Origin of the sequence: Psychromonas sp. CD1, assembly GCF_002239585.1 — a bacterium.
GTDB lineage: Bacteria > Pseudomonadota > Gammaproteobacteria > Enterobacterales > Psychromonadaceae > Psychromonas.
In genome coordinates, this window is the sequence record NZ_NDFH01000003.1 from 256,060 (window position 1) to 276,472 (window position 20,413).

Below are 20,413 nucleotides of genomic sequence, written 5' to 3' on the forward strand. Positions count from 1 at the left end.
TATCCTTTAAATTTGCGTTTTATAATAAATATAGTCTTAAAATGTGGGCTATTTATTATCGCCAATATTGGAAAAGGATTAGATTGTTTATATTCATGTTTACTTCTCATTTACTTTTTAAACTGCAAATACAAAAAAAGCCCGCAATTTGCGAGCTTTTAAATTTGGTTTAAGAAAATTATATATACAAAAACCTCATTGCTCGCGAAGGGAGAATAAGTGCCACCAATAAAGAGTAAGAGTAATTGTATTAAAAATCATATATCATGCATTCCATAAAATCATGTCTACTATCCTTTGTGATAAGTACATTAATGTCAAGATTATTTTTAGGAAATTTATGTTAATTGATTTACATTCGCATAGCACCGCATCCGATGGTCAATTAACACCGCAAGAATTAATAATCCGAGCGGATAATAGACAAGTGAGTATATTAGCGCTGACTGATCACGATACAACCGATGGTCTAGGTGCTGCGCATCAAACTATCACAGAGCTAGATTTAAAAATAAAATTAATAGATGGCATTGAAATAACAACCAATTGGCTAAATCATGAGATACATGTTCTGGGTGTTAATATCGATGTGCAGCATGCAGGTTTGGTTGATCTTATCTTATTACAAAAAGAAAAACGTGAAATTCGGGCGCTGGAAATGGGTCGTCGATTGGAAAAAGCTAATATTGACGGTGTCTATGAAGGAGCGAAAGCGTTAGCCGGAGAGGGTGCAATAACGCGGGCGCATTTTGCTCGTTATTTGGTGGAACAAGGGGTTGCACCTACCTTTGCTAAAGTTTTTGATAAGTATTTAAGCAGAGGTAATATCGGCTATGTCCCACATAATTGGATAGATATGCATCTTGCTATCCAAGTTATCCATAATGCTGGTGGACAAGCAATTTTAGCTCATCCGGATAATTATAAATTATCCAATAAATGGATGCGTCGTTTATTTACAGAATTTAAAGATGCCGATGGCGATGCCATGGAAGTGGCAAGAGGGCAACAATCCCTGCAAATACGTTTACAATTAGCGATGTGGAGTAAAGAATATGAATTACTTGCCTCCCAAGGTAGTGACTTTCACTTCATAGGTCGATGGCGAGATCTTGGCAAGGGACTACATTTACCTGATATAGCGACACCAATTTGGAAAGATTGGGCCATATTTAATGCGTTAAAAGAGAAATAATTAATGAGTCAATTTTTATACGTGCATTCTGAAAATCCACAAGTTCGTTTTTTAACGAAAGCAGTAGATATATTAAAAAATAATGGTGTCATTATTTATCCAACTGATTCGGGTTATGCGTTAGGCTGTTTAATGGATAATAAGCAAGGTTTGGAGCGTATTTGTCATATACGCGATCTGGATAAAAAACATAACTTCACATTATTATGTCGAGATCTTTCTGAAATATCGACCTTCGCGCGCATTGATAATCAAGCGTATCGTATGTTAAAAAAGAACACGCCGGGGGCTTATACGTTTATTTTCAAATCAACGAAAGAGTTACCTAAACGGTTAATGAACCCAAGTAAACGCACGATTGGCATTCGAATTCCAGATAATATTATCGCGCTCGCCTTATTGGAAATGTTAGGTGAGCCATTGATGACCACCAGTTTGATTCTGCCCGGTAATGTGAGTACAGAATACGATCCTGAAGAAATACGAGATCAATTAGAAAATCAAGTTGATTTGATTCTAAATGGCGGTTATTTAGGGGAGTCTCCGACAACAGTGATTGATTTTTCGGAAGATAGCCTCTCTATTTTAAGAGAAGGTGCGGGAGATTTAAGCCCTTTTCAATAAAATTTAAGCATGATTGTGCATGTTATGCACAAAAGAGTATAACGGGAATAAGTGATTAGTATTCCAAACAAACAATGATACAAGCTATATGAGCGAGTATCTGTTGGCATAATGAGAATTACCCAAGGAGATAATTATGAGTGAAAAGTTACAAAAAGTATTAGCACGATCGGGTCTTGGATCTCGTCGAAAAATGGAGACGGTTATCCAAGAGGGACGTGTTAGCGTGGACGGACAAGTTGTTGGTCTAGGTACGCGAGTTACCGAAGGGCAAATTTTACGGGTTGATGGGCACTCGGTGAAATATATTACGCAGGAAGCGACAGTTTGTCGGATATTATCCTATAACAAACCAGAAGGTGAAGTGTGTACGCGTAGCGATGAAGAAGGGCGGAAAACGGTATTTGAGCGTTTACCTCGTTTAAATGGGGCGCGTTGGATCTCTATTGGGCGTCTAGATATTAACACCTCGGGATTATTATTATTTACGACCGATGGTGAATTTGCAAACCGTATGATGCATCCGAGCCACGAAGTTGAACGTGAATATGCGGTGCGTATATTTGGTGAAGTTGATGAAGCAATGCTTAATCGACTCCGTATGGGTGTGAAATTAGAAGATGGCGAAGCTAAGTTTTTATCTATTAAAGAGTCAGGAAAAGATGCAGGCGGAGAAGGTATTAATCGCTGGTATCATGTTGTTTTAACAGAAGGTCGTACACGTGAAGTACGGCGTTTATGGGAAAGCCAAGGTGTACAAGTAAGCCGTTTAATGCGTGTACGTTATGGACATCTGCACTTAGATAAACAGCTTCCACAAGGTGGTTGGGTCGAATTAAATTTAAAAGAAGTGAATTATTTTAGAAAACTGGTAGATTTACCAAAAGAGACCGAGACAAAAGTACGTGTAGATGATAATAAAACGAAAAATGCCCAAGCGCGTATTCGACGCGCGGTAAAAAAACATAATCAACATCGTAAAGCGGGAGGACGCCGCCGTAGCACGGCACGAACTCGCCATTAAAAAAACGAGTAAAATTGTTTGATGTATTAGAAAAAAAGCAAAGCCCTTGGCTTTGCTTTTTTTGCATTAAAAACAAAGAGATTTTTTAATACCACGATTTTTTTGTGATTTTTGGAATATTAAATGATATTTATGATCAAAAGCATATAAGTACATAAACAATATCATTTTCATTTCTTGTTTTATAAATAAATGTTAAATATAAGTACATAAACAATATCATTTTCATTTCTTGTTTTATAAATAAATGTTAAATTCACCAGTAGATCCCATTAACTTTGAGTAAAAACTTATGATCAAAAAATGTTTATTTCCCGCCGCTGGATATGGCACTCGTTTTTTACCTGCGACTAAATCTATGCCTAAAGAGATGATGCCGATAGTGAATAAACCTTTGATTGAATTTGGTGTTGATGAGGCTCTCGAGGCGGGAATGAGCGACATCTGTATTGTCACAGGACGTGGTAAACACTCATTAATGGATCATTTTGATATTAATTATGAACTTGAGCATCAAATAAGTGGCACGGTAAAAGAAAAGAAATTAAAAGATATTCGCTTGATCATGGACAAAGCGAGTTTTACTTTCATTCGTCAACGTGAAATGAAAGGTCTGGGCCATGCAATTTTAACGGGAGAAAAATTAATTGGAGATGAGGCTTTTGCGGTAGTTCTTGCCGATGATTTATGTGTCAAAGATGGTGCAGAACAAGGCGTTTTATCTCAAATGGTAGCGTTATACGATAAGTATAAATGCTCAATTGTGGCTGTAGAATCAGTTCCTGAAAATGAGACGCATAAATATGGAATTGTTCAAGGAACAAGAATCGATGATAACTTATACCGTGTAGAAAATATGGTAGAAAAACCAGAGCCAGGAACAGCCCCTAGTAACATGGCTATTATTGGACGCTATATATTAACACCGGATATTTTTGAAATATTAAAAAACACGCAGCCAGGAAAAGCGGGTGAGATTCAAATTACAGATGCATTATTAGAACAAGCTAAAAAGGGTCGTGTTTTAGCTTATAAGTTTAAAGGGAAGCGTTTTGATTGTGGGAGTATCCCCGGATTTATTGAGGCGACAAATTATGTTTATGAAAACGTATATCAGGAATAAATTAAGATCACCTTTAAAAAAAGAGAAAATATTACTGAAACTATAGACAATGATTATCCGTGGGGTCTATTAAGTTGCTTAATGGCAGTTTTTATCGGCTTTATTTTTGCTTTTTATCTGTTGCCTTTATTAGGCAGTGGCGCCGAATTATCCGGCACACTTGCGCCTCAATCTATTACTACACCTATCGCGGTGCAAGTGAGTCAAAGTTTACATGGTATTGTTTCATTAACGGCAGCCATTGTCGTTTTTGTCGGTTTACTTGGTGCAACATTTGGTTTTAGTTTGCTTAAGCTAGTAGGAGTAAAAAATAAACAGGCGGTGGGGCTTGCTATCGGCTGTGCATCACATGTTTTAGGCACGGCAAAAGCATTAGAAAACGATCAAGAAATCGGAGCATTCTCATCGTTAGCATTAATTGTTTGTGCGATTTTAACCGCCATATTGATGCCGATTTTATTTCATTTTTTGATTGTTTAAAGAGCTCGCGGATTTCAGTCGCTAGTGCGACACATTGAATTTTTCATCGGATTTCATCATTACCTAAAAAGTAATAAGCTTATATTAACGGTAAAGTATTAAACTTAATCCGGTGCATAACCATCCTTCGCTAAACATTTCCCATCGAGCTCTGCGTTACCCGCATTTAGCTTTAAACGGCCTGATAAAAACCATTGTGCACTCAATGGATAAATTAAATGCTCTTGTGTGTGTACTCTAGCACTTAATTCTGCCACATTATCATCGTCAAAGATGGGTACTTTTGCTTGTAATACAACCGGACCATTATCAATTTCAGGGGTAACAAAATGAACGCTTGCCCCATGTTCCTTTTCCGCATTATCAATCGCTCGTTGATGCGTATTAATACCTTGATACTTTGGTAGTAAGGAGGGATGAATATTAAGCATTTTATGTCCATATTGGCGCACAAAGGGTTTGCCGAGTATGCGCATAAACCCTGCTAATAATATAAGATCTGGTTGCAATTTTTCAATTTGAACCGTCAATAACGCATCGTACTCTAACGGAGAGATATCTGTATCACTACTGATAACAAGGTGTTTAATCTGTGCATCTTTTGCTCGAGTTAAGCCATAAGCGTCGGCATTATTACTAATCACCAATACAATTTCAGAAGCCCCGATATTTTCTTTTGGGAGGTGTAGTTTTTCAATTAAAGCTTGTAAATTACTACCGTCACCAGAGATAAGTACGATGATTTTTTTTGTTTGCATAGTTTATTTTATCTCAACTTGTGCACTATCATCTGTAGCATCTGCAATGTAGCCTAATAACCAAGCCTTTTCACCGTGCTCGTTTAATATATCGATGGCTTTTTGTTTTTCACTATCTGGCACTACAATGACAAGTCCAACACCACAGTTAAATGTGCGATACATCTCATTTTCAGTGACGTTGCCATTTTTTTGTAACCAAGTAAATATTTCTGGCCATTGCCAGCTTGCACCATCAATAACGGCTTTATTTCCCTGGGGTAGTACGCGAGGAATGTTTTCCCAGAATCCGCCACCAGTAATATGTGATATGGCATGTACTGAGCAGTTTTTAATTAATTTTAGTGTTGATTTTACATAAATTTTAGTTGGGGTTAATAATGTATCACCTAATGTTGAATTCCCAAAAGGAGCATCAGTATCTGCATTAGACACTTCTAAAATTTTGCGGATAAGAGAGTAACCGTTAGAGTGTGGTCCGCTTGATGCAACAGCGATAAGCGCATCGCCACTAGTGACTTTAGTACCATCTATAACTTCAGACTTTTCAACAATACCGACACAAAACCCTGCAATGTCATAATCATCTTTCGCGTACATACCCGGCATTTCTGCTGTTTCACCGCCAATTAAAGAACAATTAGATTGTAAACAACCTTCACCAATCCCTGTAATCACGGATGCTGCAACATCTACATCTAATTTTCCCGTAGCATAATAATCGAGGAAGAAAAGAGGCTCTGCACCTTGTACAATTAAATCATTGACACACATAGCGACTAAATCAATACCGACACTATCGTGTTTTTTAAGGTCAATAGCTAAACGTAGTTTAGTACCTACACCGTCAGTCCCTGCTACTAACAAAGGTTCTTTATAACCGGCTGGAATTTGGCATAAAGCTCCAAACCCACCGAGACCACCCATTACTTCTGGGCGTTTAGTTCGTTTTGCCACACCTTTAATTCGTTCAACTAATGCTGTACCGGCGTCAATATCTACACCCGCGTCTTTATAGCTTAAAGAGGTTTTTTCGTTGCTCACTTGCAATCCTCGCAAAATTAAGTGAAAAGCGCTTATCGCTTTTATTTGAGTTGTAAAACTAAACGCATTTTAACAGTCTATTATCTTATAGGGGGCAGAATGACGTCATTCTCAGTAAAACAATTATTTTTTATATTGATGATAGTGACTTTTTGTGGGTCAACTATTGCATTACAATCTATGGATCCTTATCAAGGTAAAATAGTTGCTCAATCAGGAAAAAAAGAGTCCGCGTTAAAAATGTTAGCTTTTAAGCAAGTATTTGTAAAAGTTTCTGGCAATAAGGAAGTGAATCATTTGCCTGGAAGTCAACTTTCATTAAATGAAATAAATTCATTCATTGAACAGTTTTCGTATCAAAAAGGGGCTGTACATACTTATTTTATAGCAAGCTTTGATGCACAAAAAATTAATAAAGCGCTTCACGATTTACAACAACCAATTTGGGGAGAAACACGACCAACCACATTGATTTGGCTAGTTAAAAGTGATCAACTTGGGCGTGATATCGTGTCAGATAGTTATTTGCAACGTCGCGCAGATAAAGTGTTGTCGGAATCTATCGTGCAGCAACAATTTGCACGAGGTATCCCGTTGCAATTCCCCTTAATGGATTTAGATGATAGTTTGGCCGTATCGGTTACTGATATTTCAGGACGTTTTTATAGAGTATTGACCAGTGCATCTAAACGTTACCATGTGGCTAATTTTGTGAGCGCCGAGTTGTTACAAATTAATGCGCAGCAATGGGAATTATCTTGGCAATTACTGACTAACACTACACAGAATCAAGTTTTACTCTCTGGTATGCAACGCGGGGAAAAATCACAAGTAATCGAACAGATGCTAGATGCTATAAGTGATTATTATGCGCATCAATACGCCATTTTAGAACAAACGGGTGGGAAGTTTTCTCAAATCATTCATATAAATGGCATTGACTCGTTAACGCGTATGACCCAATTACATCAGCTACTATCTAAAATGGAATCTGTTGCTTCTTATCAGATTTTAAATGTAGATCAAAATGTAGTTAATATTAACGTTAATATTAAAGGAGGATTACAAAGTTTTGCAAATGCTTTCGAAATACAGCCACATTTGCGGGCAGTGTCATCAGAAAGTGAACCTTTTTCCTTTAATTGGCAGTAAGGAGAGTTATGCCTCAAGATGAATTACGTTTTCAATATCCATTACTTGCATTAAAATTCCCGGATGATGAAACTTTTGCTAGTTTTTATCCGGGACAAAATGCAAGTTTATTGACGCAGTTAAAAAATAGTGCGGTTGGTTTAGGAGAATCTGTTCTTTATATGTGGGGCGATGCGGGTAGTGGTCGGTCTCACTTATTACATGCTCTATGTAGTGAGGTGGATGAAAGAGGTGAAAGTGTTTCATATATTCCATTGCACCATTATCAAAGTATGAGTTTAGATATTTTTGAAAATATGGAATCTGTTACGTTAGTCTGTATTGATAACATAGATGCGATAGCGGGGAATATTGAATGGGAAAAAGCACTGTTTAATTTTTATAATCGCTGGTTAGATAATAAAGATAATCGTTCGGTCGGGGCAAGTTTGGTGCTGAGCGCAATGCATTTACCTAAACAACTTGGAATTCAATTAAAAGATCTTGTTTCACGTTTTGAATGGGGAGCCTGTTATCATTTGGAGTCTCTCAACGATGAAGAAAAATTAGGGGCGTTGCAATTGCGCGCGCAATTAAAAGGGATGAAACTACCTGTTGATGTGGGACGTTTTTTATTAAATAGACTCTCTCGAGAGATGGATACGCTATTAGATACTCTTGATCGTTTAGATAATGCATCATTAGAAGCAAAACGGAAATTAACGATCCCTTTTGTAAAAGAAGTGCTGGATTTATAACAAATTTCTATAAGGGGTGTTATTTTTGACCTGTGCGAGCATTAAAGCTCTGTTTAGTATTTTTGAGTAATAAGAGAAAGGTTACTTTAAAGTCGCTATAGCACATTTAAGAAGAGATAAAACTATCTAAAATTTTAATAGTCTCTTAAATAATAACAAACAATGGGTTTGTTATTATTTAAATTAATTATTCTTATTTTGTTTGATCTGTTAAATGATTTCTAATACCGATTCCGGCGGACGTCCAATACGTGCTTTATTATTTGCCAGCACAATGGGCCGTTCAATCAACATTGGGTTGTTGAGCATTGCATTAAGCAATGTGTTTTCATCCATAGTAGGTGTTAATGCCAGCGCTTTGTAAATATCTTCTTTAGTACGAATTAATTGATGTGCAGAGTTATAGCCAAGTAAACCTATAATTTGCTGTAATTGTTTTTTTGTAGGGGGAGATTTTAAATATTCAATGACCGTAACATTATTTTTTTGGATGTTAATTAGGGATAATGTAGCACGACTTTTGGTGCAATGCGGATTGTGGAAAATAGTGATATCAGTCATTTTAACTCCTTTTATAGTGCAGGCCATGTGGCGATATACTCATCTAAGTAATGAATGTTAATTTCTGTTTCGGAGACCGTTTTACCTCGAATAGAAAATCCACCTTTATGCATGGCGGATTGATTGCCTGTGAGCAACGGGTGCCAGTGTGGTAATGGTTGGCCTTTAATCAAAAGGAGGTAAGCACAGTTTTTGGGTAACCAGTGAAATTGTTCAATATCATCTAGAGAAACTTTGACACAGCTTTTAACGTATTTAAAGCGTTGCTCGTAGTGACGGCATTGGCATGATTTTGTGTGTAGTAGTTTACAAGCTACATTAGTAAAATGCAGCTCTTCGGTTGCATCATCAATGATTTTATGTAAACAACATTTTCCGCAACCATCACAAAGAGATTCCCATTCTTCTTTAGTCATTTGTGCTAAGGTTTTTTCTTTCCAAAAATGGCTCATTACTAATTATTACTCGTTGTTGGGGGATTAATGCGTGGATGATTAATGCGTTCTGCAAGATAACTTACCGCACTAGCAAAATAATAAGATCGATTCCAATGCATCAGCACTTCGTAATTGTTATAAACAAGAAGAACACGACTTCCGTTTTCATCAGGTTTAATGATCGAAGCTTGTATATCTACTTTAGGTAATACGCCTCCTTCAAAACGACGAATACCTACATCTTGCCATTGTTGTAAACTTTTCTTGATTTTTAAACCGAGCAGTTTGTTATCAAAGTTTTTCGGCAGTGTGACTTGTCGTCCCCATGTTTCAGAGTCGTCCCAACCTTCTGTTTTTAAATAATTGGCGGCGGATGCAAAGACATCACCAAGATTTGACCAAATATCTTTTTTCCCATCGCCATCATAGTCCACGGCATAATTAAGGTAAGACGTTGGCATAAATTGTATTTGGCCCATTGCGCCAGCCCATGAGCCGAGGAATGCTTTTTTATCAATATAGCCAGCATCTAAAATAGATAGAGCAGCAAACAATTGTTTTTTAAATAAAGCTTCACGACGACCTTCATAAGCCATGGTGCTTAGTGAGGAAATGACGTTATATTTACCCGTTAATCGGCCAAAATTACTTTCAATGCCCCATAGTGCGACAATAAAACGTGGTTGTACGCCGTATTTTTGGCCTACATCATGGAGTAGATTGTAATTGTCATGATAAGCTTTGCGTGCACGTTCTACTTTCCATTCGGGTACTGCACGTTTTAAATAGTCGTCGAGTGTTAATTTAAACTGAGGTTGTTGTTTGTCGGAACTGACACTACGTTGTAAAAATTTAACATTTTCAAAGGCATTATTAACCATATCCGAGCTGAAACCTTTTGTGATAGCTTCACTTTTTAAGTTGTTAATATAGTCATTAAAGGGTAACTTTTCTGCATAGGCAATATTATTGGCTAAAATAGCGGTGACGAAGATATTAAGTATGCAGCGAAGGTTTTTTTTGTGCATTAATGCCATGTTACGTTCCTTTTAGGTCAATCCATTCTTTGTGTTGTTTCAAATGGTCAATGGGAGGCGGAGGCAGTTGCAAATAATAGCCATGTGTTTGTATTGCATGGATAATATTATCTGCATTAATCCTTGCGAGTTGGCGGCCTTTTTTTAAATTCATCATTGAAATTAATTGAGGCGGGCCAAACATTTCGAGTAAAGTCTTTGGAATATCAGTGAAATCATCTCTTTTTGATACAAAAATATAAGTTTGTGATTTTCTAAAGCTTTTGTATACTGCACATAACATAATACGAATGTAACCCTTTACTTGCCTAATTAGAGTGCAAACTATAACATGTATTCAAGTTTAATTTTTATAGAAACTCACTGATTTTTAAGTCACTTCAATAATAGGTTAAAAATAGGATAGTTATGGCATTAAAATCATTAAATTTCGCGTTATTGGTGGTCAATGTTAAATGTGCAGATCTGATTGATTTAGCCAATGAATTGAATAAAAAACGCATAATGGCGCCTGAATTTTTTAGCTATGCTCCCGTAGTCGTAGCGCTAGATAATAATAGTTTAGAGATTGATTTTTTAGAATTAAAAAAAGTAGTTTCAGCGCAACAATTTATTTTAATTGGGATATCAGGTGAATTGAGTGAAACACAAAAACGGCAGGCTCAAGAGCAAGGCGTGGCTATATTAAGAAACACTATACATTCTCTTAAGAAAAAAGAAAGAACACAGCGAGATGAAGTAAAAAACACAAAATTGAGCATGTATACAGATGAGTCGGAGCCATTCAATGGTGAAGTCAAAACTATAATACATCATGGACGAGTACGCTCTGGGCAACAAATTTATGCAAAAGAGTGTGATCTGGTTATCAATGGTGATGTTGGTGCAGGGGCAGAAGTAATTGCGGATGGTAATATTCATATATATGGTGCTTTACGAGGTAAGGCCTTAGCCGGAGCGATGGGGGAAAAAACAGTATCTATTTTTTGTCAAATATTCACTCCTGAACTAGTATCTATTGCTGGTGTGTATAAATTAAGTGATGCTCTACCAATTGAATTTTCAGGGAAAAGTTGTGTTGTCTCGATGCAAGACGAACAACTTGTATTGGCCAGTTTAAATAAAGTTAATTAGTAAGGAATAATAATGGCAAAGGTAATTGTCGTCACCTCGGGAAAAGGTGGCGTAGGTAAAACCACGAGTAGTGCAGCAATAGGAACGGGGCTTGCAATGTCGGGAGCCAAAACAGTGATCATAGATTTTGATATTGGTTTACGTAATTTAGATTTGATTATGGGCTGTGAGCGTCGAGTTGTTTATGATTTAATTAATGTTATTAATGGAGAGTCTAATTTACAACAAGCATTGGTCAAAGATAAACGTACGGAAAACCTATTTATATTACCTGCTTCACAAACGCGCAATAAAGATGCATTAAATAAAGAAGGGGTTGAAAAAGTAATTCAGGCGCTAAAAGCGGATGGTTTTGAATATATTATTTGTGATTCACCAGCGGGGATTGAACAAGGCGCTATGATGGCTCTTTATTTTGCGGATGAGGCTATTGTTACGACTAATCCTGAAGTTTCTTCTGTGCGTGATTCCGATCGTATTACAGGAATGTTATCCAGTAAATCTCGCCGTTCAGAGTTGGAGCTAAGCCCAGTTAAAGTACACTTACTTATTACGCGGTATTGTCCGGAACGTGTAGAAAAAGAAGAAATGCTAAGTATTGAAGATATTAATGATATCTTAGGCATAGATTTATTAGGTGTGATTCCTGAATCTCAAGATGTACTTAATGCATCTAATTTAGGTGAGCCGGTTATTTTAAATCAAAGCTGTGATGCTGGTAAAGCTTACCAAGATGCAGTGGATCGATTGTTAGGTAAAGAGCGAGAATTGCGTTTTGTTACTTATACAAAAAAAGGCTTTTTAAGCCGTTTATTTGGAGCTTAATATGGGATTGCTCAGTTATTTTCGACAAGAAAAGCCTAAAAAAAGTAGTGCTAGAAAAGCAAAAGACCGTTTGCAAATTATAGTTGCTCACGAGCATTCCAACTCAATTTCTCCTGATTATTTACCTGCTTTACAAAAGGAAATTGTTGATGTTATTCGTAAATATATGGATATTTCATCGGAAGATGTAAAATGTGAATTTAGCAATAAAGGTGATGATATTTCTGTGTTAGAAGTTAACATTTCAATGCCTAAGAATCATTAGTTAACTGAGTTATAGACGGAAATTAAATTGTTCATCTTTTTTATTAATGAGCAGAAGTCTCGATACTAAATGAGTGTCAAAGCAAGGTAACCTGAATTTGGGATAATAACTCCGATTAAATTGTAATTTAATTGTTTAATTTCAAACGAGTAGTGCAACTCAGGATAAGTAAATCGATACAAAGTCACTGTTTTTTCTTGTTTCTGCGTTAAAAATTAGCCTGAGATTGCTACGCTTATTTATCTTGAACTATACAATGCTAACAATACTGTATGATTTAACTTTATGATTTTTAAATAAATTTGACTCTCATCATCCTGATTTAAAGTTAGTTGATTTTTTCTTATCCAGAACTCAGGTAAGGTAACAAATTCATTTGTTTTTGTTGTGGTTTATAAGCAGAAGATATTCCGAATATTTTTTATTAGGATGGCTGTTAAGTAATATCTCATTGAGATATTACTTAAATCGTATCTATTGAGAATAATGCTCTTCTAAAAATATCTTTGCTCTTTTTTGGAAATAATATTGTTCCGAATTATCCGATGTATATTTACTTTAAAAGGATAAATAGAGCAATAGAGTTTGTTATTGTACATGTAAAGAGTATTAAATGTTGTATCTCTGAATTAGGTTATTGTCGTATTATTGTACGTAGCAAAGAAATAAATAACTTATTTTTAATACTTGAATATAAAAATATGGATAGATTACTTTTTTATAAAACATTCTGGAGTTTATATGCAAAAAAAGTTCCAATTAAAAGCTAAATTTTCACCAGCCGGTGATCAGCCTCAAGCGATTAAAGCGTTAGTTTCTGGAGTTGAAGCGGGAGTTGCTTTTCAAACGTTATTAGGTGTCACTGGCTCAGGTAAAACCTTTACATTAGCGAACACGATTGCTCAATTAAATCGTCCTACATTAATTTTAGCTCCCAATAAAACATTAGCAGCTCAACTCTATGGTGAAATGAAAGCCTTTTTTCCACATAACGCGGTAGAGTATTTTGTGTCTTACTATGATTATTATCAACCAGAAGCTTATGTTCCGAGTACCGATTCTTTTATTGAAAAGGATGCTGCAATTAATGCGCATATAGAACAGATGCGTCTCTCTGCTACCAAAGCATTACTAGAACGTAAAGATGTTGTGTTAGTGGCATCTGTCTCAGCTATTTATGGTTTGGGCGATCCACAAGCTTATTTGAAAATGATGTTACATCTGTCGGTGGGAGAATTTATCTCTAGTAGAGAAATTTTACAGCGTTTAGTTGATTTGCAATATTCTCGTAATGAAAGTGAACTAAACCGGGGATCCTTTCGTGTTCGAGGTGAAGTTATTGATATTTTTCCTGCCGATTCTGAAATAGAAGCAATACGTATTGAGCTGTTTGATGACGAAGTTGAAAATATTAGCGTGTTTGATCCTTTAACGGGGCAAACGTTAGATAAATTAGCCCGTATTACGATATACCCTAAAACACACTATGTGACACCTCGAAAGCAGATTATAAAAGCGATTGAGAGTATAAAAGAAGAGTTAAAAGAGCGTAAAAAATATTTTTTAAAAGAGCATAAATTAATTGAAGAGCAGCGTATATCAGAGCGCACCTTATTTGATATTGAAATGATGAATGAATTGGGATACTGCTCGGGCATTGAAAATTATTCACGTTATTTATCGGGACGAGAACAAGGGGCTGCTCCCCCTACACTTTTTGATTATTTACCCGCTCAGAGTTTGCTTATTATTGATGAAAGCCATGTTACCGTGCCACAAATTGGTGCGATGTATAAAGGTGATCGTAGCCGTAAAGAAAATTTAGTGAATTATGGCTTTCGTTTGCCCTCTGCACTTGATAATCGTCCTTTAAAATTTAGTGAATTTGAGCAACTTGCGCCACAAACCATTTATGTTTCGGCAACGCCTGCAGACTATGAAATTGAAAAATCACAAGGTGATATTGTACGTCAAGTTATCCGTCCAACAGGATTATTAGATCCTGTCATTGAAGTGCGGGACGTGCATACTCAGGTGGATGATTTACTGTCAGAAATTAATTTACGTGTTCCATTACATGAGCGCGTTTTAGTGACCACGCTAACAAAGCGTATGGCAGAAGATTTAACTGATTACTTAACCGAGCATGGTGTAAAAGTACGTTATTTGCATTCGGATGTGGATACTGTTGAGCGCGTTGAAATTATTCGAGATCTGCGTTTGGGAATTTTTGATGTATTGATTGGTATTAATTTATTGCGTGAAGGCTTAGATATTCCTGAGGTCTCCTTAGTGGCGATTTTAGATGCTGATAAAGAAGGTTTTTTGCGCTCTGAAAGGTCGTTAATTCAAACGATGGGCAGAGCCGCTCGGCATTTAAAAGGCAAGGCTATATTATATGCGGATAAAGTGACTAATTCTATGCAAAAAGCGATAGATGTCACCACTAAAAGACGTGCTTTACAACATCAATTTAATATCGCGAACAAAATAATACCGCAAGGTTTAAATAAAGGCGTGGATGATATATTACAATTAGGTAAACGAGTGCCTAAAAAATCGCGTAATAACGACCGATTTTCAGAGAAAAAAGAAACGTTGGAGCGCATTAATGAAAAGACCCTTTTACAGAAAATTGTTCGATTAGAAAAGCAGATGTTTGCTTATGCTAAAGCGTTGGAGTTTGAAAAAGCCGCGCAATTACGAGATGAGGTCAGTGAGTTACAAATGTTGTTGATTTCAATATCATAGTGCGCTTATATGCAAATATTTAATTTTTATTTGTGAAAAGATAAAATCAAAGAATTTTCACGCCTTCATTTTCTAGCATCGTAATGAGAGATATTAGTGGTAGGCCAATCAAAGTATTGGGATCTCTACCTTCTAACCGTTGAAAAAGAGTTATCCCATAGCCTTCACTTTTAAAGCTACCTGCACATTGGTAAGGTTGCTCTTTGTGTAAATAATTTTTTATCATCTCATCGCTTAATTCGCGAAAGTGGACAATAAAGGTCTCGACTAAAGATTGTGTTTTTTGTGTTTGTGTATTGAGCAGTGTGAGGCCGGTATAAAAGGTAATTTTCTTTGTGCTGGCCGCTTTTAATTGTTGAAATGCATTTTCAAAGTTACCCGGCTTACCTAAAATTTTCCCATTATTAACACACACCTGATCTGAGCCAATAATTAATGCATTTTTAAAATTTTTGGCACATTCTTTTGCTTTTTCAATGGATAATCTGTGTACTAGGTGCTCTGCAGTTTCATTATCTAATGGACTTTCATTAATATTGGGCTTTGCGCAGACGAAAGGGCAATGTAATTTTTCAAATAATTGTTTACGAAAAGGAGAAGTGGAAGCTAAAACAATTTGATGCATAATTAGGTACTCGTTAGGGATTAGTATTATTATATTATGGGTAAAAAAAAAATAATACTAATCTAATTGATAAAATTACTTCTTTTTCTTTGACTATCGACTTACCAATCTATATTATTCGCCTTATGCAAAAGGTTAAACTACCGATTAGCGTTGATCCTGTTAAAGCGGCTCAAAAAGGTTTGCATTTAGAATCTCTATTGCCAAAATCTTTAATGAAACGTTTAGTAGAATCAACAATCAGTATTCAATCTGATATCAACACGGAATTTTCATTTGATATTGATCGACAAAAGTTGAGAATATTTCATGGGAAAGTAAGTGTTGCAGTAGAGCTTCTTTGTCAACGGTGCAATGAACCTATGCTTTATCAATGCGAAGCTGAATTTACGTATTGTCCAGTTCATAATGAAGAGCAGGAAAATAATTTACCAGACGTGTATGAACCCATTTATTATGATCAAAATGGGGAGGTAAATCTTCATGATATAGTTGAAGATGAACTGATATTGAGTCTTCCTCAAATTGCGAAACATGCAATAGAAGATTGTAATCAAAGTAAACTTGTTGTTAGCTTTGGTGAGATTGAAGAAGAAGAAACACAACGTCCCAACCCATTTGATGCTCTAGCTCAACTAAAGCGCAAATAACAAGTAGGAATTTTAAAATGGCAGTACAAAAAAGTCGTAAAACTCGTTCAAAACGTGGTATGCGTCGCTCTCATGATGCACTTAGTGCACCCGCTCAATTAACAGTTGATTCAACATCTGGTGAAACTCATCGTCGTCATCATATGACTGCTGATGGTTTCTATAAAGGCAAAAAAGTAATCGAACTATAAGTCAGTTTTGCGTAAACTTCATGTTGCGCTAGATGCCATGGGGGGCGACATCGGCCCCCATATTTCTCTTTTTGCTGCGGTTAAAGCATTACAATCTCATCCAAAACTTTTATTAACATTAGTTGGTCATCGTACCATTCTCCTTCCTCTTTTAGAAAAACACCATTTATTGAAGCATGAGCGTTTGTTTTTTTTGCACGCTGAACATACGATATCCATGTCTGACGATCCTATTTATGTGTTACGGCATAAACGTAATACTTCTATGCATGTGGCCTTAGAGTTAGTTGCAAAGGGACAAGCGGATGCCTGTGTGAGTGCTGGGAATACCGGTGCATTAATGCTATTAGCGAAACAATCTTTAAAAATGTTAAAAGGTATCCATCGACCTGCATTAGTAACAGGTTTACCTAGAAATGGGCGAGGGCACACATATTTATTAGATTTAGGTGCTACATTACAGTGTGATAGCGATACATTAGTTAATTTTGCTATTATGGGTAGTGTATTGTGCGCGCAAATTGAGCAGATAAAAAAACCTAAGGTCGCTTTATTGAATGTTGGAAGAGAAAAAAATAAAGGTAGCGATATTATCAAGCGTGCCGCGCTCATTTTAGAGCAAACAGAGCATATTAACTATATTGGTTTTATTGAAGCGAATGAAATTTTTTCTGGGCCTGCAGATGTCGTCGTCACAGATGGCTTTAGCGGGAACATAGCCTTGAAAAGTTATGAAGGAATGAGTGTTGTTTTTTCGCATCAATTAAAAGAAGCGGTAAATTCTAATCTATATAGTAAGTTATTAGGTAAATTATTTAACCCTATTTTAAAAAAGCATTTTAAACATTTGCATCCAGATATGTATAATGGTGCTAGTTTAATTGGCCTGCGTGGTATTGTTGTAAAAAGCCATGGTAGTGCAAATGAAGTTGCATGGCGTTATGCGATTGAACAAGCTATCAATGAGGTTCAATGGCAGATCCCCGCTAAGATAGCGAATAAATTAGAAACGATTTTATTAGAGCGAGATTTTTTATCACATGAACAGTAAAATTACAGGCACAGGTAGCTATTTACCAAGCGCTATCCGTAGTAATAGTGACTTAGAAAAGATGGTAGAAACTAGTGATGAGTGGATCCTTACGCGCACGGGCATAAAAGAACGCCGTATTGCGAATAAAGATGAAACAATTGCTTTTATGGGCAAAGAAGCGGGTTTAAAAGCCTTACAGGCTGCGCAAATAGATGCCAGTGATTTAGATTTAATTATCGTAGCGACAACAAGTAATCATAATGCATTCCCATCTGCAGCGTGTGAAGTTCAGAATTTTTTAGGGATTCATAATATACCTGCTTTTGATGTGGCAGCTGCATGTGCAGGTTTTACTTATGCGTTAAGTATTGCGGATAATTTCATTAAATCGGGTAGTGCGCGCCATGTTTTGGTGATTGGGGCGGATACTTTAGCTGCTACGTGCGATCCCACAGATAGAAGTACCATTATATTATTTGGTGATGGCGCCGGGGCAGTGATTGTTAGTGCAAGTACAGAAAAAGGCATTATATCTACCCATATCAATGCAGATGGGCGCTTTGGAGAGTTATTAAAACTCCCTAACGTTTCTCGAAATTCAGAAAAGTCAGATGCAAATGCTTATTTAAGCATGGCGGGTAATGAAGTCTTTAAGGTGGCTGTCAAAAAATTAAGCCAAGTTGTTGTCGAAACATTAGCCGCTAATAATATTGCGAAAGAAGAGCTAGATTGGCTCGTGCCACATCAAGCGAATAAACGCATTATCAGTGCAACGGCTAAAAAGTTAGGTATGTCTATGGATCAAGTTATTTTGACCTTAGAGTTGCACGGTAATACTTCTGCCGCATCCGTACCACTTGCCTTTGATCACGGTGTGCGAACGGGGAAAATCAAACCCGGTCAGTTGGTCTTATTAGAAGCATTTGGTGGTGGTTTTACATGGGGCAGTGCACTTATTCGTATGTGATCTCTCTTTTGAAGTTTTTAAAACAGGAATTTATTCCTGTTTTTTATTTTAAGGAATAAATTTATGACAAACTTTACATTTACGTTTCCAGGTCAAGGATCTCAAAGTTTGGGCATGCTTAGCGAACTCGCCGCAAAGTATCCATCTATTCTTGCTACATATCAAGAAGCAACAGACGTTCTGGGTTATGATTTATGGCAGTTAGTGCAACAAGGTCCGGTTGAAGTCTTGAATCAAACAGATAAAACACAGCCTGCATTGCTTGCTGCATCTGTGGCTATTTGGCGAGTATGGGCCGAGCAAGGTGGTCTCTTACCTGAGGTTATTGCTGGACATAGTTTAGGCGAGTATTCTGCGCTTGTTTGTGCCGGAGTGATGGATTTTAAAGATGCTATCAAATTAGTTGAATTGCGTGGAAAGTTAATGCAACAAGCTGTCCCTGTTGGCGTGGGTGCTATGTCTGCCATCATTGGGCTAGACGATGATAAAGTTGCTTTGGCGTGTAAGGATGCGGCGGGTGATGACGTTGTCGCCCCGGTTAATTTTAATTCACCAGGACAAGTGGTTATTGCGGGTAATAAAGCCGCCGTTGAGCGCGCGGGAGATTTATGTAAGAAAGCAGGCGCAAAGCGGGTGTTGCCATTACCAATTTCGGTGCCATCACATTGTGCTTTAATGAAACCTGCAGCGGATAAACTGGCTATCGAATTAAAAAATATTGCATTTAAAACACCAAAAATAGCGGTAATTAATAATGTTGATGTCGCGATTGAAACCGATGCAGATAAAATTAAAGATGCTTTGGTACGTCAATTATATTGCCCAGTACGTTGGACCGGTATTATTAAAAAAATGGCAGAAAGAGGCATTAACATGCAAATTGAAGCTGGGCCCGGTAAAGTATTAAGTGGCTTAGTACGACGTATAGATAAAAGTTTTACTGCGCAATTTATTAACGATGTAAACTCATTAGAAAAAACATTAAGCCTAGTCCAAGGAGAAGAATAATGACAATGCAAGATAAAGTGGTATTAGTGACCGGAGCAAGTCGTGGCATAGGTCGTGCTATTGCAGAAAAATTCGTATCGTTAGGTGCAACGGTATTAGGCACTGCAACCACTGAAAAAGGTGCGGCTGCTATCAGCGATTATTTAGGTGATGCAGGTAAAGGTTTAGTTTTAAATGTGACGGATAATGACTCTATCGCAACGCTTTTTAGTACAATTAAAAAAGATCATGGAGGTGTTGATATTTTAGTGAATAATGCTGGCATTACACGTGATAATTTATTGATGCGTATGAAAGATGATGAATGGAATGATATTATTGAGACTAATTTAACACCAATATTTAAAATGAGTAAAGCAGTGATGCGCCCTATGATGAAAAAACGTGCGGGACGTATTATTAATATTGGCTCGGTCGTTGGGACTATGGGTAATGCTGGGCAAGCGAATTATGCAGCGGCTAAAGCGGGTGTGATTGGTTTTACAAAATCACTTGCTCGGGAGATTGCGAGCCGTGGTATTACTGTTAATACTGTTTCACCAGGTTTTATTGAAACTGATATGACTAAGGCATTAAGTGATGATCAACGCGCATCAACGCTTGCTAATGTTCCCGTTGGACGCTTAGGTTATGCCAGTGAAATTGCTGAAACAGTTGCTTTTTTAGCGTCGGATGGGGCTGCCTACATAACGGGTGAAACTATCCATGTAAATGGTGGCATGTACATGGTTTAATTGGTAAATAGGTAAAGTGTTTTGAGGGTTAAAAAAGTTTAAATTAGACAATATTCCC

The 20,413-nt window shown here is 36.9% G+C and carries 24 protein-coding genes; 17 read left to right on the top strand and 7 right to left on the bottom strand.

Annotation, left to right across the window (positions count from 1 at the left end; genetic code table 11):
* The first annotated feature begins 340 nt into the window (after nucleotides 1-340).
* The 5 genes from rnm to B8W84_RS02570 all read left to right on the top strand — a co-directional run bounded on the left by rnm (nucleotide 341) and on the right by B8W84_RS02570 (nucleotide 4,446).
* On the top strand, nucleotides 341-1,195 hold the full coding sequence (rnm, locus tag B8W84_RS02550; RefSeq protein WP_094751765.1) for an RNase RNM: 855 nt from the start codon (nucleotides 341-343) through the stop codon (nucleotides 1,193-1,195).
* Nucleotides 1,196-1,198: 3 nt separating this feature from the next.
* On the top strand, nucleotides 1,199-1,819 hold the full coding sequence (locus tag B8W84_RS02555) for an L-threonylcarbamoyladenylate synthase (RefSeq protein ID WP_094751766.1): 621 nt from the start codon (nucleotides 1,199-1,201) through the stop codon (nucleotides 1,817-1,819).
* A 136-nt stretch (nucleotides 1,820-1,955) separates the two neighbouring features.
* Complete coding sequence (gene rluB / locus B8W84_RS02560) at nucleotides 1,956-2,843, top strand: 23S rRNA pseudouridine(2605) synthase RluB (RefSeq protein WP_094751767.1); 888 nt, start codon at nucleotides 1,956-1,958, stop codon at nucleotides 2,841-2,843.
* A gap of 292 nt (nucleotides 2,844-3,135) precedes the next feature.
* A complete protein-coding gene (gene galU, locus B8W84_RS02565; RefSeq protein ID WP_094751768.1) occupies nucleotides 3,136-3,966 on the top strand; it encodes a UTP--glucose-1-phosphate uridylyltransferase GalU in 831 nt (276 codons plus the stop codon).
* A gap of 42 nt (nucleotides 3,967-4,008) precedes the next feature.
* Nucleotides 4,009-4,446 carry an LrgB family protein gene (locus tag B8W84_RS02570; RefSeq protein WP_257797945.1) on the top strand — a complete coding sequence of 146 codons (438 nt, stop codon included), beginning with the start codon at nucleotides 4,009-4,011 and terminating at the stop codon, nucleotides 4,444-4,446.
* A 104-nt stretch (nucleotides 4,447-4,550) separates the two neighbouring features.
* On the opposite strand, the gene purN is transcribed toward B8W84_RS02570, so the two are convergent.
* Together purN and purM are read right to left on the bottom strand one after the other, a co-directional pair.
* On the bottom strand, nucleotides 4,551-5,204 hold the full coding sequence (gene purN / locus B8W84_RS02575) for a phosphoribosylglycinamide formyltransferase (RefSeq protein WP_094751769.1): 654 nt from the start codon (nucleotides 5,202-5,204) through the stop codon (nucleotides 4,551-4,553).
* Nucleotides 5,205-5,207: 3 nt separating this feature from the next.
* Nucleotides 5,208-6,248, bottom strand: coding sequence for a phosphoribosylformylglycinamidine cyclo-ligase (gene purM / locus B8W84_RS02580; protein ID WP_094751770.1), 1,041 nt, complete (start codon nucleotides 6,246-6,248; stop codon nucleotides 5,208-5,210).
* Nucleotides 6,249-6,347: 99 nt separating this feature from the next.
* On the opposite strand from purM, the gene B8W84_RS02585 reads away from it, so the two are divergent.
* Together B8W84_RS02585 and hda are read left to right on the top strand one after the other, a co-directional pair.
* The gene (locus tag B8W84_RS02585) at nucleotides 6,348-7,400 is read left to right on the top strand and encodes a DUF2066 domain-containing protein (protein ID WP_094751771.1); all 1,053 of its coding nucleotides are present in this window, start codon (nucleotides 6,348-6,350) and stop codon (nucleotides 7,398-7,400) included.
* An 8-nt stretch (nucleotides 7,401-7,408) separates the two neighbouring features.
* On the top strand, nucleotides 7,409-8,137 hold the full coding sequence (hda, locus tag B8W84_RS02590) for a DnaA inactivator Hda (protein ID WP_094751772.1): 729 nt from the start codon (nucleotides 7,409-7,411) through the stop codon (nucleotides 8,135-8,137).
* A gap of 210 nt (nucleotides 8,138-8,347) precedes the next feature.
* On the opposite strand, the gene arsC is transcribed toward hda, so the two are convergent.
* Genes arsC through B8W84_RS02610 form a run of 4 tightly spaced genes read right to left on the bottom strand, consistent with a single transcriptional unit; the run spans nucleotide 8,348 to nucleotide 10,455 of the window.
* A complete protein-coding gene (gene arsC / locus B8W84_RS02595) occupies nucleotides 8,348-8,698 on the bottom strand; it encodes an arsenate reductase (glutaredoxin) (protein WP_094751773.1) in 351 nt (116 codons plus the stop codon).
* Between the two features lie 11 nt (nucleotides 8,699-8,709).
* Nucleotides 8,710-9,150 carry a YcgN family cysteine cluster protein gene (locus B8W84_RS02600; RefSeq protein WP_094751774.1) on the bottom strand — a complete coding sequence of 147 codons (441 nt, stop codon included), beginning with the start codon at nucleotides 9,148-9,150 and terminating at the stop codon, nucleotides 8,710-8,712.
* A 2-nt stretch (nucleotides 9,151-9,152) separates the two neighbouring features.
* Nucleotides 9,153-10,172, bottom strand: coding sequence for a lytic murein transglycosylase (locus tag B8W84_RS02605; protein WP_094751775.1), 1,020 nt, complete (start codon nucleotides 10,170-10,172; stop codon nucleotides 9,153-9,155).
* A gap of 1 nt (nucleotide 10,173) precedes the next feature.
* A complete protein-coding gene (locus tag B8W84_RS02610; RefSeq protein ID WP_094751776.1) occupies nucleotides 10,174-10,455 on the bottom strand; it encodes a YcgL domain-containing protein in 282 nt (93 codons plus the stop codon).
* 125 nt (nucleotides 10,456-10,580) lie between these two features.
* On the opposite strand from B8W84_RS02610, the gene minC reads away from it, so the two are divergent.
* The 4 genes from minC to uvrB all read left to right on the top strand — a co-directional run bounded on the left by minC (nucleotide 10,581) and on the right by uvrB (nucleotide 15,147).
* Nucleotides 10,581-11,306, top strand: a complete 726-nt coding sequence (minC, locus tag B8W84_RS02615; protein WP_094751777.1) for a septum site-determining protein MinC — start codon at nucleotides 10,581-10,583, stop codon at nucleotides 11,304-11,306.
* A gap of 12 nt (nucleotides 11,307-11,318) precedes the next feature.
* Nucleotides 11,319-12,131 (top strand): septum site-determining protein MinD, encoded by an 813-nt coding sequence (gene minD / locus B8W84_RS02620; protein ID WP_094751778.1) that lies wholly within the window; start codon nucleotides 11,319-11,321, stop codon nucleotides 12,129-12,131.
* 1 nt (nucleotide 12,132) lies between these two features.
* The gene (minE, locus tag B8W84_RS02625; RefSeq protein WP_094751779.1) at nucleotides 12,133-12,396 is read left to right on the top strand and encodes a cell division topological specificity factor MinE; all 264 of its coding nucleotides are present in this window, start codon (nucleotides 12,133-12,135) and stop codon (nucleotides 12,394-12,396) included.
* A gap of 741 nt (nucleotides 12,397-13,137) precedes the next feature.
* On the top strand, nucleotides 13,138-15,147 hold the full coding sequence (gene uvrB / locus B8W84_RS02635) for an excinuclease ABC subunit UvrB (RefSeq protein WP_094751781.1): 2,010 nt from the start codon (nucleotides 13,138-13,140) through the stop codon (nucleotides 15,145-15,147).
* Nucleotides 15,148-15,193: 46 nt separating this feature from the next.
* Here uvrB and B8W84_RS02640 read toward each other — a convergent pair whose 3' ends face one another.
* Nucleotides 15,194-15,772 (bottom strand): Maf family protein, encoded by a 579-nt coding sequence (locus tag B8W84_RS02640; protein WP_180706020.1) that lies wholly within the window; start codon nucleotides 15,770-15,772, stop codon nucleotides 15,194-15,196.
* Between the two features lie 125 nt (nucleotides 15,773-15,897).
* Here B8W84_RS02640 and yceD point away from each other — a divergent pair, with 125 nt between their 5' ends.
* The 6 genes from yceD to fabG all read left to right on the top strand — a co-directional run bounded on the left by yceD (nucleotide 15,898) and on the right by fabG (nucleotide 20,355).
* Nucleotides 15,898-16,422 carry a 23S rRNA accumulation protein YceD gene (gene yceD / locus B8W84_RS02645; protein WP_094751783.1) on the top strand — a complete coding sequence of 175 codons (525 nt, stop codon included), beginning with the start codon at nucleotides 15,898-15,900 and terminating at the stop codon, nucleotides 16,420-16,422.
* Between the two features lie 17 nt (nucleotides 16,423-16,439).
* Entirely contained in the window at nucleotides 16,440-16,613 is a 174-nt protein-coding gene (gene rpmF, locus B8W84_RS02650) for a 50S ribosomal protein L32 (protein ID WP_094751784.1), read from the top strand.
* A gap of 7 nt (nucleotides 16,614-16,620) precedes the next feature.
* Nucleotides 16,621-17,664, top strand: coding sequence for a phosphate acyltransferase PlsX (gene plsX / locus B8W84_RS02655; RefSeq protein ID WP_094751785.1), 1,044 nt, complete (start codon nucleotides 16,621-16,623; stop codon nucleotides 17,662-17,664).
* A complete protein-coding gene (locus tag B8W84_RS02660; RefSeq protein WP_094751786.1) occupies nucleotides 17,654-18,613 on the top strand; it encodes a beta-ketoacyl-ACP synthase III in 960 nt (319 codons plus the stop codon). The genes plsX and B8W84_RS02660 overlap by 11 nt, the downstream gene beginning before the upstream one ends.
* A 63-nt stretch (nucleotides 18,614-18,676) precedes the next feature.
* Entirely contained in the window at nucleotides 18,677-19,621 is a 945-nt protein-coding gene (gene fabD / locus B8W84_RS02665) for an ACP S-malonyltransferase (protein ID WP_094751787.1), read from the top strand.
* Nucleotides 19,621-20,355 (top strand): 3-oxoacyl-ACP reductase FabG, encoded by a 735-nt coding sequence (fabG, locus tag B8W84_RS02670; protein ID WP_094751788.1) that lies wholly within the window; start codon nucleotides 19,621-19,623, stop codon nucleotides 20,353-20,355. The genes fabD and fabG overlap by 1 nt, the downstream gene beginning before the upstream one ends.
* Nucleotides 20,356-20,413 lie beyond the last annotated feature (58 nt).